At 67.1% G+C, this 14698-nt stretch carries 11 protein-coding genes; all 11 read left to right on the forward strand.

The features are described from left to right. Positions 1–404 precede the first annotated feature (404 nt). Positions 405–2306, forward strand: coding sequence for a translational GTPase TypA (gene typA, locus ABZ567_RS08110; protein WP_360785849.1), 1902 nt, complete (start codon positions 405–407; stop codon positions 2304–2306). A gap of 490 nt (positions 2307–2796) precedes the next feature. Beyond that, positions 2797–4434, forward strand: coding sequence for an ABC transporter substrate-binding protein (locus ABZ567_RS08115; RefSeq protein ID WP_360785851.1), 1638 nt, complete (start codon positions 2797–2799; stop codon positions 4432–4434). Positions 4435–4605: 171 nt separating this feature from the next. Beyond that, positions 4606–5538 carry an ABC transporter permease gene (locus tag ABZ567_RS08120; RefSeq protein WP_360785854.1) on the forward strand — a complete coding sequence of 311 codons (933 nt, stop codon included), beginning with the start codon at positions 4606–4608 and terminating at the stop codon, positions 5536–5538. Then, positions 5531–6484 (forward strand): ABC transporter permease, encoded by a 954-nt coding sequence (locus ABZ567_RS08125; RefSeq protein WP_360785855.1) that lies wholly within the window; start codon positions 5531–5533, stop codon positions 6482–6484. Before ABZ567_RS08120 ends, ABZ567_RS08125 begins: the two co-directional genes overlap by 8 nt. A gap of 14 nt (positions 6485–6498) precedes the next feature. Further along, the gene (locus ABZ567_RS08130; RefSeq protein ID WP_360785857.1) at positions 6499–7557 is read left to right on the forward strand and encodes an ABC transporter ATP-binding protein; all 1059 of its coding nucleotides are present in this window, start codon (positions 6499–6501) and stop codon (positions 7555–7557) included. Next, a complete protein-coding gene (locus tag ABZ567_RS08135) occupies positions 7550–8659 on the forward strand; it encodes a dipeptide ABC transporter ATP-binding protein (protein ID WP_360785859.1) in 1110 nt (369 codons plus the stop codon). The genes ABZ567_RS08130 and ABZ567_RS08135 overlap by 8 nt, the downstream gene beginning before the upstream one ends. A 179-nt stretch (positions 8660–8838) precedes the next feature. Continuing rightward, on the forward strand, positions 8839–10464 hold the full coding sequence (locus ABZ567_RS08140) for an ABC transporter substrate-binding protein (RefSeq protein ID WP_360785861.1): 1626 nt from the start codon (positions 8839–8841) through the stop codon (positions 10462–10464). A gap of 107 nt (positions 10465–10571) precedes the next feature. Beyond that, positions 10572–11495: an ABC transporter permease gene (locus tag ABZ567_RS08145; protein WP_360785863.1), complete on the forward strand. Its 924-nt coding sequence runs from the start codon at positions 10572–10574 to the stop codon at positions 11493–11495. Continuing rightward, a complete protein-coding gene (locus ABZ567_RS08150; protein WP_360785865.1) occupies positions 11488–12474 on the forward strand; it encodes an ABC transporter permease in 987 nt (328 codons plus the stop codon). The genes ABZ567_RS08145 and ABZ567_RS08150 overlap by 8 nt, the downstream gene beginning before the upstream one ends. A gap of 6 nt (positions 12475–12480) precedes the next feature. Beyond that, positions 12481–13464, forward strand: coding sequence for an ABC transporter ATP-binding protein (locus tag ABZ567_RS08155; RefSeq protein WP_360785867.1), 984 nt, complete (start codon positions 12481–12483; stop codon positions 13462–13464). Next, complete coding sequence (locus ABZ567_RS08160) at positions 13457–14548, forward strand: dipeptide ABC transporter ATP-binding protein (protein ID WP_360785869.1); 1092 nt, start codon at positions 13457–13459, stop codon at positions 14546–14548. The genes ABZ567_RS08155 and ABZ567_RS08160 overlap by 8 nt, the downstream gene beginning before the upstream one ends. The last annotated feature ends 150 nt before the right edge of the window (positions 14549–14698 follow it).

Here is a 14698-nt window from a genome sequence, read left to right on the forward strand (position 1 = left end):
AGCTCTGAAAGCGCTGGGGGCAACCTCAGAACCAGCTCAATTTCCTTGCCCGCCGGTGATCCCGGCGGGCAGGATCGCGTCGGCCCCTTGACCCGGCCAGTCCACTGTCACTCGCAGTCCCCCCGCCCCGCACGTGCACCGCAGTCGTACCGCTGTCGTACCTCCGTCGCGCCGCACCCCGGGCGCGGCGGAACCCACAGGAGCCCCACAGGGACCCTTGAGAGAGCCACCGAGGGACCTTGAGGAACCCCCCGGGAACCCCCCAGAAAACCCACTCGGATCCGGGCGGGGAAGCCCCTTGCGTGGCAGCCCCGTACCATGGGACATAGCCGTGGCGCGTCCGCCCGGCGGGCGTACGAGGAACTGACGCCGCATCCCACGAGCCGAGAGAAGCGCAAGCACCCATGCCCACGCGCCACGACATCCGTAACGTCGCCATCGTCGCCCACGTCGACCACGGCAAGACGACCATCGTCGACGCCATGCTCAAGCAGGCCGGTGCCTTCGCCGCCCACCAGCAGCTCGACGACCGCATGATGGACTCGAACGACCTGGAGCGTGAGAAGGGCATCACGATCCTCGCCAAGAACACGGCGGTGAAATATCACCCCAAGGACGGCGGGGCCCCGATCACGATCAACATCATCGACACCCCCGGCCACGCCGACTTCGGTGGCGAGGTCGAGCGCGGTCTGTCGATGGTGGACGCGGTCGTCCTCCTCGTGGACGCTTCCGAGGGTCCGCTCCCGCAGACCCGCTTCGTGCTGCGCAAGGCGCTCCAGCAGCGCCTGCCCGTCATCCTCTGCATCAACAAGACGGACCGCCCGGACTCCCGGATCGACGAGGTCGTCAACGAGACCTACGACCTGTTCCTCGACCTGGACGCGGACGAGGACCAGATCGAGTTCCCGATCGTCTACGCCTGCGGCCGTGACGGCGTCGCCTCGCTGACCAAGCCGGCGGACGGCACCGTCCCCGCCGACAGCGAGAACCTGGAGCCGTTCTTCTCCACCATCCTGGAGCACGTCCCGGCCCCGACGTACGACGAGGAGGCCCCGCTCCAGGCCCACGTCACCAACCTGGACGCGGACAACTTCCTCGGCCGCATCGCGCTGCTCCGCGTCGAGCAGGGCGAGCTGCGCAAGGGCCAGACGGTCGCGTGGATCAAGCGGGACGGCACGATCTCCAACGTCCGCATCACCGAGCTGATGATGACCGAGGCGCTCACCCGCAAGCCGGCCGAGGTCGCCGGCCCCGGTGACATCTGCGCCGTCGCCGGTATCCCCGACATCATGATCGGCGAGACGCTGGCCGACCCGGAGAACCCGATCGCGCTGCCGCTGATCACGGTCGACCAGCCGGCCATCTCCATGACCATCGGTACGAACACCTCGCCGCTGGTCGGCCGCGGTGGCACCGGCAAGGGCGCGGACGCGAAGTCCGCGGTCAAGCAGCGCAAGGTCACCGCCCGCCAGGTCAAGGACCGTCTGGACCGCGAGCTGATCGGTAACGTCTCGCTCCGCGTCCTCGACACCGAGCGCCCCGACGCCTGGGAGGTCCAGGGCCGTGGTGAGCTCGCGCTCGCCATCCTGGTCGAGCAGATGCGCCGCGAGGGCTTCGAGCTCACCATCGGCAAGCCGCAGGTCGTCACGAAGATCGTCGACGGCAAGGTCCACGAGCCGGTCGAGCGACTCACGGTCGACGTGCCCGAGGAGCACATGGGCGCGGTCACGCAGCTCATGGGTGTCCGCAAGGGCCGCATGGACAACATGTCGAACCACGGTTCCGGCTGGGTCCGCATGGAGTTCGTCGTCCCGTCCCGTGGCCTCATCGGCTTCCGTACGGAGTTCCTGACCAACACCCGTGGTACGGGCATCGCCCACTCGATCCACGAGGGCCACGAGCCGTGGTTCGGCACGCTGACGACCCGTAACAACGGCTCGCTGGTCGCCGACCGCGCCGGCGCCGTCACCGCCTTCGCGATGACGAACCTCCAGGAGCGCGGCGTCCTGTTCACCGACCCCGGCACCGAGGTGTACGAGGGCATGATCGTCGGCGAGAACTCTCGCTCCGACGACATGGACGTGAACATCACCAAGGAGAAGAAGCTCACCAACATGCGCTCCTCCTCGGCCGACTCCTTCGAGGCGATCGTGCCGCCGCGCAAGCTCTCGCTGGAGCAGTCCCTGGAGTTCTGCCGTGACGACGAGTGCGTCGAGGTGACCCCGGAGGCCGTGCGCATCCGCAAGGTCGTCCTGGACCAGAACGCTCGCGGCCGTACGGCCTCCCGTGCCAAGAACGCCTGAGCAAGGACGCATACGGCCGAGAGCGGCGGGGTAGGTCACGGGCCTGTGATCTTCGCCGCTCTCGGCTGATGTGACGTCAGCACCGGAGCCCGGACCCCCACAGACACCTGTGGGGGTCCGGGCTTTTCGTCAAGTTCCGTCAAGTTCCGTCAACTCGATTTCAGAGGCCGGGTGTCCGCATATCGGCCCTCGCTCTCCGGTACGTGTGTTAACGGTCCGTTTCGGGGGTGTCTGTCTGTGCTCACTTTGTCCGGATTTCGGTATCTGGGTACAGAGTGATGTTGTCAAAACGAGACCACGTAAGTGTGGTTTACAGCCCGGACGTACTTAATAGTTGGCTCCATTGAGCTCGGGTCAATGGGTCACGCACTGTGGGGAGTGCCGACTCACGAGCACACTCGGGGCACTTGAGTCCAAAGCCGTCAGGGGTGTCGGCGAACTCGAAGTGCCCTTCTTGTAGTGACAAAAGTGGACTCATGAGGAGGAACCCATGCGCGGTGCCAAGAGCGCCAAGTGGGTAACGGGCGCGATCATCGTTGCCCTTGCTGCGACCGCCTGTGGCGGGGGTAAGAGCGACAGCGGCGACGCCAAGGGCGCTGTTGACCCGAACGGGATTTTCTCCGTAGAGCTGGGCGAGCCTGAGAAGCCCCTGCTCACCGGTGACACGATGGAGTCCAACGGCTCCGCCGTGATGGCCGGCCTGTTCTCGACCCTGGTCGACTACAAGGCCGACGGCTCCCTGGAGATGCTGAACGCCGAGTCGGTCACCACGACGGACTCGAAGACCTGGACCGTCAAGCTCAAGCCGGGCTGGACCTTCCACGACGGCACCCCGGTGACCTCGAAGTCCTTCGTGGACGCGTGGAACTGGAACGCCAACGTCAAGAACGCCCAGGGCCTCTCGTCCTGGTTCGCGGACATCAAGGGCTTCGAGAAGGTCCACCCCGAGGCCGAGGGTGCCAAGCCCACCGCCGACAAGCTCGATGGTCTGAGCGTCGTCGACGAGACGACCTTCAAGATCGAGCTCACCAAGGCCGTCCCGTACTTCGCCCACAAGCTCGCCTACATCGTCTTCGCCCCGCTCCCCGAGTCCTTCTACAAGGACCCGGCCGCGGGCGGCCAGAAGCCGGTCGGCAACGGTCCCTACAAGTTCAAGAGCTGGGACCACAAGAAGAAGATCGAGATCACTCGATTCGACGGCTACAAGGGCCCGAACAAGGCGAAGAACGGCGGTGTGGTCTTCAAGAACTACACCACCCTCGAGGCCGCGTACGAGGACCTGAAGTCCGGCAACGTCGACGTCCTGCGTCAGATCGCGCCGAAGGACCTCCCGGTCTACCGCCAGGACCTCGGCGACCGCGCCGTGGACCAGCCGTACTCCGCGATCCAGACCATCGCCGTCGCCTTCTACGCCGACCAGTGGAAGAAGCCGAAGCAGATCGACCCGCGCGTCGTGCAGGGTCTGTCGATGGCGATCGACCGCACCACCATCACCAAGACGGTGCTGCAGGGTACGCGTGACCCCGCGACCGGCTGGGTCGCCAAGGGTGTCCTGGGCTACCAGGAGGACGGTGGCGCCGGCGTCACCAAGTTCGACCCGGCGAAGGCCAAGGAGCTCATCAAGGCCGGCGGCGGCGTCCCCGGCAACAAGATCTCCATCCAGTTCAACGCCGACGGTGGCCACAAGGAGTGGGTGGACGCTGTCTGCAACTCCATCACCCAGGCCACGTCCGTCCAGTGCGTCGGCGACGGCAAGCCGGACTTCCAGGCCGACCTGACCGCTCGTAAGACCAAGCAGGTCAAGTCGCTCTACCGCTCCGGCTGGGTGCTCGACTACCCGGTGAACGCCAACTTCATCTCGGACCTGTTCCGCACGGGTGCGGCGGGCAACCAGGGTGACTTCTCCAACAAGGTGCTGGACGCCAAGATCGCCAAGGCGGACTCCGCGGCGACGCTGGACGACTCGGTGAAGCAGTTCCAGGCCATCGAGAAGGACCTGGTCAACTACATGCCGTCCATCCCGCTCTGGTACTACAAGGTCAACGCGGGCTACTCCGAGAAGGTCTCGGGCGTGGCTTACGGTCAGGACGGCGACCCGATCCTGACCGGCGTCGAGGTCAAGAAGTAATCACCCGAGCGTAGTCCGCACGCCGTCACGGGACTGACGGATCGTCAGTCCCGTCTCGGTGCCTTACGCAGTGGCTGGGGGGCCCTTCCACGACATCGCCGTGCCCGGAAACGGGCCGGGCTGTCGCGGGAGGGCCCTCGGCTGCGGCCGTCACATCTCAACGGAGGCATGATGGGGCGCTATGTCGCACGACGACTGCTCCAGATGATCCCGGTCTTTTTCGGGACAACCCTGCTGATCTTCCTCATGGTCTACAGCCTGCCCGGTGACCCCGTGGCCGGACTGTTCGGTGACAAGGGCGCGTCGCCCGCCACCATCGCGGAGATCAGACACAAGCTCGGTCTCGACCAGCACATCCTGAAGCAGTACTGGGACTACATCACCGGGATCCTCTTCCACTTCGACTTCGGGACGCAGATCCGCAACGACCGGCCCGTCACCGAAGTGCTGGGGGACGCGTTCCCCGTCACGCTGCAGCTCGCAGCGCTCGCCTTCGCCGTCGAGCTGATCTTCGGCATCGGCCTCGGCGTCATCGCGGGTCTCCGTGCCGGCCGTATGGCCGACAACGCCGTCCTGATCTTCACCCTGCTGATCATCTCGATCCCGGTCTTCGTGCTCGGCTTCATCATCAAGATGGTGTTCGCCTTCCAGCTCGGCTGGATCGCACCGAACGTCAGCAACGACCAGCTGCTCTCCGAGATGATCGCTCCGGCCATCGTCCTCGGCGGTCTCTCCCTCGCCTATGTGGCGCGGCTCACCCGCACCTCCATGGCGGAGAACCTCCGTGCCGACTACATGCGCACGGCCGTCGCCAAGGGCCTGCCGAGGCACCGCGTCATCGGCGTCCACCTCATGCGCAACTCGCTGATCCCGGTCGTCACCTTCCTCGGCACCGACATCGGAGCCCTGATGGGCGGCGCGGTCGTCACCGAAGGCATCTTCAACGTCAAGGGCGTCGGCGGTCTGATCTACGAGTCGATCACCCGGCGCGAGGGCACCACCCTCGTCGGCCTCGTCACCATCCTGGTGGTCGTCTACCTCATCACCAGCCTGCTCATCGACCTGCTGTACGCGGTCCTGGACCCGAGGATCCGGTATGCCTGACGTGACCAAGACCGCGACCGCGGCCGCCACCGAGGACGCCGTCGCCACCTCCTCGGTGGACGTGTCCGACATCAAGGCCGAGAAGGCGCGCAGCCTCTGGGGCGACGCCTGGAGCGACCTGCGCCGCAACCCGTACTTCATCGTGTCGTCGGTGCTGATCTTCTTCCTGCTGCTGATCGCCGCCTTCCCGAGCCTCTTCACCAGCGCCTCACCCACGACCGGTGACCTCGTCCGGCACTACGTGGGCAAGCCGGAGCTCGGCGACATCGGCTCGGCCGGATGGCTCGGCTACGACATCCAGGGCCGATCCGTCTACGCCCGACTGATCTACGGCACGCGTGCCTCGATCATCGTCGGTATCTGCGTCACCCTGATCGTCACCGTCGTCGGCGGCATCACGGGCATGATCGCCGGTTACTTCGGCGGCTGGATCGACGCGCTGATGTCCCGCATCACCGACATCTTCTTCGGCATCCCGTTCCTCCTCGGCGCCATGGTCGTCCTGCAGGCCTTCGTCGAGCGGACCGTCTGGGTCGTCGTCTTCGCCCTGGCCTTCCTCGGCTGGACGCAGATGGCCCGCGTCATGCGCGGTGCCGTGATCACGGTCAAGCACGCCGACTACGTCCACGCGGCAAAGGCCCTCGGCGCCGGCACGAGCCGGATCCTGATCCGGCACATCCTGCCGAACGCCATGGCCCCCGTGATCGTCGTCGCGACTATCGCGCTCGGCGGCTACATCTCGGCCGAGGCCACCCTGTCCTACCTGGGACTGGGTCTTGCCTCCCCGACCGTCTCGTGGGGTGTCGACATCTCCGCGGGTGTTCAGGCGATCCGTACGTCGCAGCACATCCTGCTGTACCCGTCGATCATGCTGAGCCTCACCGTTCTGGCGTTCATCATGCTCGGCGAAGCCGTCCGCAACGCCCTCGACCCCAAGCTGCGCTGAGGAGGGCGTAAAAGATGACCATCATCGACAAGACCGCGGCCGTCCCCGCGCCGCGCGACGGCTCCGACCACAACGGTCCGCTGCTCGAAGTCCGCGACCTGCACGTCGAGTTCCACACCCGTGACGGTGTGGCCAAGGCGGTCAACGGCGTCAACTACTCGGTGAACGCCGGCGAGACCCTCGCCGTCCTCGGCGAGTCCGGCTCCGGCAAGTCCGTGACCGCCCAGGCCATCATGGGCATCCTCGACATGCCGCCCGGCCGGATCCCGCGGGGCGAGATCCTGTTCCGCGGCCAGGACATGCTGAAGATGCCCGAGGAGGAGCGCAGGAAGATCCGCGGCCGGAAGATCGCGATGATCTTCCAGGACGCGCTGTCCTCCCTCAACCCGGTCCTCAGCGTCGGCTACCAGCTCGGCGAGATGTTCCGGGTGCACCAGGGCCTGTCCAAGAAGGACGCCAAGGTCAGGGCCATCGAGCTGATGGACAAGGTCAAGATCCCCGCCGCCGCGGCGCGGGTCTCCGACTACCCCCACCAGTTCTCCGGCGGTATGCGCCAGCGCATCATGATCGCCATGGCCCTCGCCCTCGAGCCGGACCTGATCATCGCCGACGAGCCCACCACGGCTCTCGACGTGACCGTCCAGGCCCAGGTCATGGACCTCCTCGCGGAGCTCCAGCGGGAATACAACATGGGCCTGATCCTGATCACCCACGACCTCGGCGTCGTCGCCGACGTCGCGGACAAGATCGCCGTGATGTACGCCGGCCGGATCGTCGAGCAGGCGCCCGTGCACGAGCTGTACGGCCGCCCGGCCCACCCGTACACCCGCGGTCTCCTGGACTCGATCCCGCGCCTGGACCAGAAGGGCCAGGAGCTCTACGCGATCAAGGGCCTTCCGCCCAACCTGCTCAAGGTGCCCTCCGGCTGCGCCTTCAACCCGCGCTGCCCCAAGGCCGAGGACATCTGCCGTACGGAGATCCCGGCCCTCGTGCCGGTCACCGAGCAGGACGGCGCGGATCTCCCGGGCCGTAAGAGCGCCTGCCACTTCTGGAAGGAGACGATCCATGGCTGACCTCAGCAAGAACGACGAGGCCGTGGCCGCGTCCGAGGCGGAGGCCGTAGCCGCCATCGAGGCCCCCGTGGGCCGCGGCGAGGCGATCCTCCAGGTGCGCGGCCTGAAGAAGCACTTCCCGCTGACGCAGGGCATCCTCTTCAAGAAGCAGGTCGGCGCGGTCAAGGCCGTGGACGGGGTCTCCTTCGACCTCTACCAGGGTGAGACCCTCGGCATCGTGGGCGAGTCCGGCTGTGGCAAGTCCACCGTCGCCAAGCTCCTGATGACCCTGGAGCGGGCCACCGCCGGCGAGGTCTTCTACAAGGGCCAGGACATCACCAAGCTGTCCGGGCGCGCCCTCAAGGCCGTCCGGCGCAACATCCAGATGGTGTTCCAGGACCCGTACACCTCGCTCAACCCGCGCATGACGGTCGGTGACATCATCGGCGAGCCCTTCGACATCCACCCCGAGGTGGCCCCGAAGGGCGACCGCCGCCGCAAGGTGCAGGAGCTGCTCGACGTCGTCGGTCTGAACCCGGAGTACATCAACCGGTACCCGCACCAGTTCTCCGGCGGTCAGCGCCAGCGCATCGGCATCGCCCGCGGCCTCGCGCTCAACCCTGAGATCATCATCTGCGACGAGCCGGTCTCGGCCCTGGACGTCTCCGTCCAGGCGCAGGTCATCAACCTGATGGAGAAGCTCCAGGACGAGTTCAACCTCTCCTACCTCTTCATCGCGCACGACCTGTCGATCGTCCGGCACATCTCGGACCGTGTCGGCGTCATGTACCTCGGCAAGATGGCCGAGATCGGTACGGACGAGCAGATCTACGAGCACCCGACGCACCCGTACACCCAGGCGCTGCTCTCCGCGGTGCCGGTGCCGGACCCGAAGGCCCGCGCGCACCGCGAGCGGATCATCCTCACCGGTGACGTCCCCTCGCCGGCGAACCCGCCGTCGGGCTGCAGCTTCCGCACCCGGTGCTGGAAGGCGCAGGAGAAGTGCGCCGAGGAGACGCCGCTGCTCGCCGTCCCGCAGCGCTTCCAGGGCGAGGACACCCCGGCCGCCCACTTCTCGGCGTGCCACTTCGCCGAGGAGAAGCAGGTCGTGCCGGTGCTCTGACGCACTGGGCGTGTGATCCGAGGAAGGGCGCCCCGGTCCGTACGTACGGACCGGGGCGCCCTTGCGTTCTCCGCGGCTCCGGAAGGGCCCGTCCGTCCGGCCGTCGTCGAAGTGCACCCCCGTCAGTATCAGGTGATATTGGGGCCTAAGTCATGCTTAGGACATTCGGGAGGCACTCCATGCGCGGAGCCACGCACGCCAAGTGGGCCGCTCTGGCCACCGCCGTCGCCCTCGCGGCGACCGCCTGCGGTGGCGGCGACGACAGTGGCGGCGGGGGTGCCGACGGCATCGTGAGCTCCTCGTGGGGCGACCCGCAGAACCCGCTGGAACCCGCCAACACCAACGAGGTCCAGGGCGGCAAGGTCCTCTCCATGATCTTCCGCGGGCTCAAGCAGTACGACCCGAAGACCGGCGAGGCCAAGGACATGCTCGCCGAGAAGATCGAGACCACCGACTCGACCAACTTCACCATCACCGTCAAGGACGGCTGGACCTTCTCCAACGGCGAGAAGGTCACCGCCAAGTCCTTCGTCGACGCCTGGAACTACGGCGCCCATCTGAAGAACAACCAGAAGAACGCCTACTTCTTCGGCCAGATCGAGGGCTACGACCAGGTCCACCCCGAGAAGGGCGAGCCGACCGCCGAGACCATGTCCGGCCTCAAGGTCACCGGCCCCCAGACCTTCACGGTCAAGCTCAGCCAGAAGTTCTCCACCTGGCCCGTCACCCTCGGCTACGCCGCCTTCGCGCCGCTCCCCAAGGTGTTCTTCGACGACCACGCCGCCTGGCTGTCGAAGCCCGTCGGCAACGGCCCGTACACCGTCGACTCGTACTCCAAGGGCTCCCAGATGGCCCTCAAGCGCTGGGACGCCTACCCCGGCACCGACAAGGCGCAGAACGGCGGTGTGACCCTCAAGGTCTACACCGACAACAACACCGCCTACACCGACCTGACGGCCGGCAACCTCGACCTCGTCGACGACGTCCCCGCCTCCCAGCTCAAGAACGTCGAGGCCGACCTCGGCGACCGGTACCTGAACGTCCCCGCCGGCATCATCCAGACCCTGTCCTTCCCGTTCTACGACCCGGCCTGGAACAAGCCCGGACAGGAGAAGCTCCGTCAGGGACTCTCCCGGGCCATCGACCGCGCCCAGATCACCGAGACCATCTTCCAGAAGACCCGTACCCCCGCCGTCGACTGGACCTCCCCGGTCCTCGGCGAGGAAGGCGGCTTCAAGGACGTCTGCGGCGACATGTGCACGTACGACGCGGCCGAGGCGAAGAAGCTCGTCGCGGAGGGCGGCGGCATCCCCGGCGGCACCATGAAGATCTCGTACAACGCCGACACCGGCTCCCACAAGGAATGGGTCGACGCGGTCTGCAACTCCATCAACCGCGCCCTCGGCAACGACCGCGCCTGCGTCGGCAACCCCGTCGGCACCTTCGCCGACTACCGCAACCAGGTCACCACGCAGAAGCTCACCGGACCCTTCCGGGCCGGCTGGCAGATGGACTACCCGCTCATCCAGAACTTCCTGCAGCCGCTGTACTACACCAACGCCTCCTCCAACGACGGCAAGTACACCGACCCCCAGTTCGACAAGCTGATCGACCAGGCCAACGCCGAAGCGGACACCGCGAAGGCCGTCGGACTCTTCCAGCAGGCCGAGGGTGTCCTCCGCGACGACATGGGCGCCATCCCGCTCTGGTACCAGAACGGCAGCGCCGGCTACTCGGAGCGCCTCAGCAACGTGTCCCTGAACCCCTTCAGCGTCCCGGTCTACGACCAGATCAAGGTCAACTGACGTCGTAGCAGGTCGGAGGCGTACGGCCCGGCCCGCGGACCCCCGCGCCGGGCCGTACGCCTTCCCCGCACCGTCTCCCGGAGCCAACCCTTCCCCCGGAGCCCCTCATGGGTCGATATGTGATCCGGCGACTGCTGCAGATGATCCCGGTCTTCTTCGGCGCCACGCTGCTGATCTTCCTGATGGTGAACGTGATGGGCGATCCCGTCGCCGGACTGTGCGGCGACCGCCAGTGCGACCCGGCGACCGCCGCCCAGCTCAAGAAGGAGTTCGGCCTCGACAAGCCCGTCTGGCAGCAATACCTGACCTACATGGGCAACGTCTTCACCGGCGACTTCGGTACGGCGTTCAACGGCCAGGAGGTCACCGAGCTGATGGCGAACGCCTTCCCGGTCACCGTCCGCCTGATGATCGTCGCCATCCTCTTCGAGATCGTCATCGGCATCAGCCTGGGTGTCGTGACGGGTCTGCGCCGGGGCCGCCCCGTCGACACGCTCATCCTCGTCCTCACCCTGATCGTGATCGCCATCCCGACGTTCGTCACCGGCCGTCTCGTCCAGCTCGTCCTGGGAGTGAAGTGGGGCTGGATCGACCCCGCGGTGTCGTCGGACGCGACGTTCGACGAACTCATCGTGCCGGGCTTCGTCCTCGCCTCCGTCTCCCTCGCCTACGTCATCCGGCTCACCCGGACCTCGACGGCGGAGAACAAGCGCGCCGACTACGTCCGCACCGCCCTGGCCAAGGGGCTTCCCCGGCGCCGGATCGTCCTCAAGCACCTGTTGCGCAACTCGCTGATCCCGGTGGTGACCTTCATCGGAACGGACATCGGCGCGCTCATGGGCGGAGCCATCGTCACCGAGCAGATCTTCAACATCCACGGCGTCGGCTACCAGCTCTACCAGGGCATCCTCCGGCAGAGCACCCAGACCGTCGTCGGCTTCGTGACCGTCCTCGTCCTGGTCTTCCTGCTCGCCAACCTGCTGGTCGACCTCCTGTACGCCGTCCTTGACCCGAGGATCCGCTATGCCTGAGCAGCCTCAGCCGTTCGACGACGGCCGCGCGATCGACCACACCGGCGCCGGAGCCGGAACCGACCTCGCGATGGACGAGGGCGCGAGCCTGGAGAAGACCCCCGGCGGTCCGGAAGGCACGGGCCCCGACAGGAAGGCCCGCTCGCTCTGGTCCGACGCCTGGCGCGACCTGCGGCGCAACCCGGTCTTCATCGTCTCGGGCCTGATCATCGTCTTCCTCGTCGTGATCTCGATCTGGCCCTCCCTGATCGCCTCCGGCAACCCGCTGGACTGCGACCTCTCCAAGGCGCAGGAAGGCTCTCAGCCGGGGCACCCCTTCGGCTTCAACGGCCAGGGCTGCGACGTCTACACCCGTACGGTCTACGGAGCCCGCACCTCGGTCACCGTCGGCGTTCTCGCCACCCTCGGCGTGGCCCTGCTCGGCTCGGTCCTCGGCGGCCTCGCCGGATTCTTCGGAGGCGCCTGGGACGCGGTCCTCTCCCGCATCACCGACGTCTTCTTCGCGATCCCCGTCATCCTCGGCGGCCTCGTCCTGCTCTCCGTCGTCACCAGCAACACCGTCTGGCCCGTCATCGGCTTCATGGTGCTCCTCGGCTGGCCGCAGATCTCCCGCATCGCCCGCGGCTCCGTCATCACGGTCAAACAGAACGACTACGTCCATGCCGCCCGCGCCCTCGGTGCCTCCAACTCCCGGATGCTGCTGCGCCACATCACGCCGAACGCCGTCGCCCCGGTGATCGTCGTCGCCACCATCGCCCTCGGTACGTACATCGCGCTCGAAGCGACCCTGTCGTACCTCGGCGTCGGACTGAAGCCGCCGACCGTGTCCTGGGGCATCGACATCTCCTCGGCGTCGCAGTACATCCGCAACGCGCCCCACATGCTGCTCTGGCCCTCCGGCGCGCTCGCCATCACCGTGCTCGCCTTCATCATGCTCGGCGACGCCGTCCGCGACGCCCTCGACCCCAAGCTGAGGTAGGGACCCATGCTGCTCGAAGTGCGCGACCTGCACGTGGAGTTCCACACCCGGGACGGCGTCGCCAAGGCGGTCAACGGCGTCGACTACTCCGTCGACGCCGGCGAGACCCTCGCCGTCCTCGGCGAGTCCGGCTCCGGCAAGTCCGTCACCGCCCAGGCCGTCATGGGCATCCTCGACATCCCGCCGGGAAGGATCACCAAGGGCGAGATCCTCTTCCAGGGCCAGGACCTCCTGAAGCTCAAGGAGGAGGAACGGCGCCGGATCCGGGGCGCCAAGATGGCGATGGTCTTCCAGGACGCCCTGTCCTCGCTCAACCCCGTCCTCAGCGTCGGCGACCAGCTCGGCGAGATGTTCCAGGTCCACCGGGGCATGTCGCGGAAGGACTCCAAGACCAAGGCCGTCGAACTCATGGACCGGGTCCGCATCCCGGGCGCCAAGGAACGCGTCGGCCAGTACCCGCACCAGTTCTCCGGCGGCATGCGCCAGCGCATCATGATCGCCATGGCGCTCGCCCTCGAACCCGAACTGATCATCGCGGACGAGCCCACCACCGCCCTCGACGTCACCGTCCAGGCCCAGGTCATGGACCTGCTCGCCGAGCTCCAGCGCGAACTCGACATGGGCCTCATCCTCATCACCCACGACCTCGGCGTCGTCGCCGACGTCGCCGACAAGATCGCCGTCATGTACGCCGGCCGGATCGTCGAACACGCCCCCGTCCACGAGATCTACAAGGCCCCCGCCCACCCCTACACCAAGGGCCTCCTCGAATCGATCCCGCGCCTGGACCAGAAGGGCCAGGAGCTGTACGCCATCAAGGGCCTGCCGCCCAACCTGCTGGACATCCCGCCCGGCTGCGCCTTCAACCCCCGCTGCCCCCTCGCCAGGGACCGCTGCCGGACCGACGTACCCCCGCTGTACGAGGTGACCGAGTCCCCGGTGCCGCGCGCCAGCGCCTGCCACTTCTGGAAGGAGTGCCTCCATGGCTGAGGCGATTCTCGAAGTCCGGGGCCTCCACAAGCACTACCCGCTCACCCGGGGCATCCTCTTCAAGAAACAGGTCGGCGCCGTGAAAGCGGTCGACGGGGTCGACTTCGACCTCGCGGCGGGGGAGACCCTCGGCATCGTCGGCGAGTCCGGCTGCGGCAAGTCGACCGTCGCCAAGATGCTGGTCAACCTGGAACGGCCGACGTCCGGCACGATCCGCTACAAGGGCGACGACATCACCACCCTCTCCCCGCGCGCCCTCAAGGCCGTCCGGCGCAACATCCAGATGGTGTTCCAGGACCCGTACACCTCGCTCAACCCGCGCATGACGGTCGGCGACATCATCGGCGAGCCGTACGAGATCCACCCCGAGGTCGCGCCCAAGGGCTCCCGCAGGCAGAAGGTCCAGGACCTCCTCGACGTCGTCGGACTCAACCCCGAGTACATCAACCGCTACCCGCACCAGTTCTCCGGCGGCCAGCGCCAGCGCATCGGCATCGCCCGCGGTCTCGCCCTCCAGCCCGAGATCATCGTCGCCGACGAACCGGTCTCCGCGCTCGACGTCTCCGTCCAGGCCCAGGTCGTCAACCTCCTGGACAACCTCCAGACCGAGTTCTCCCTCTCCTACGTCTTCATCGCCCACGACCTGTCGATCGTCCGGCACATCTCCGACCGCGTCGGCGTCATGTACCTCGGCCGGATCGTCGAGATCGGCACCGAGACCCAGATCTACGACCACCCCACCCACCCCTACACCCAGGCGCTGCTCTCCGCCGTCCCCGTCCCCGACCCCGAGGCGCGCGCCCACCGCGAACGCATCATCCTCACCGGCGACGTGCCCTCCCCTGCCCACATCCCCTCCGGCTGCCGCTTCCGCACCCGCTGCTGGAAGGCCCGGGAACGCTGCGCCCAGGAGGTCCCCGAACTGGCGGTCCCCGCCGTCTTCCGCCTCGTCGACAGCCCGGCGCGGCACGACTCGGCCTGTCACTTCGCTGAGGAGAAGCAGGTGGTCCCCCCGGAGCACCAGTCGAACAAGCCCGAAACCCCTCGCCGGCACCGCTTCTTCCGCAAGCCCGAAGCGCCTTAACGCGCAGGCAACTCGACGGTAGCGGCACCGATATACGGACACGACAGACTCGACAGCGTACGGCCGTGCGGGTGCCGTGTACGGCCAGGGACGCGGAAGCCTCCCTGGCCGTATCCGCGGGTTCCACGGAACCGCTTGTGCCGGCGGATG

Source organism: Streptomyces sp. NPDC016459, assembly GCF_040632845.1.
GTDB lineage: Bacteria > Actinomycetota > Actinomycetes > Streptomycetales > Streptomycetaceae > Streptomyces.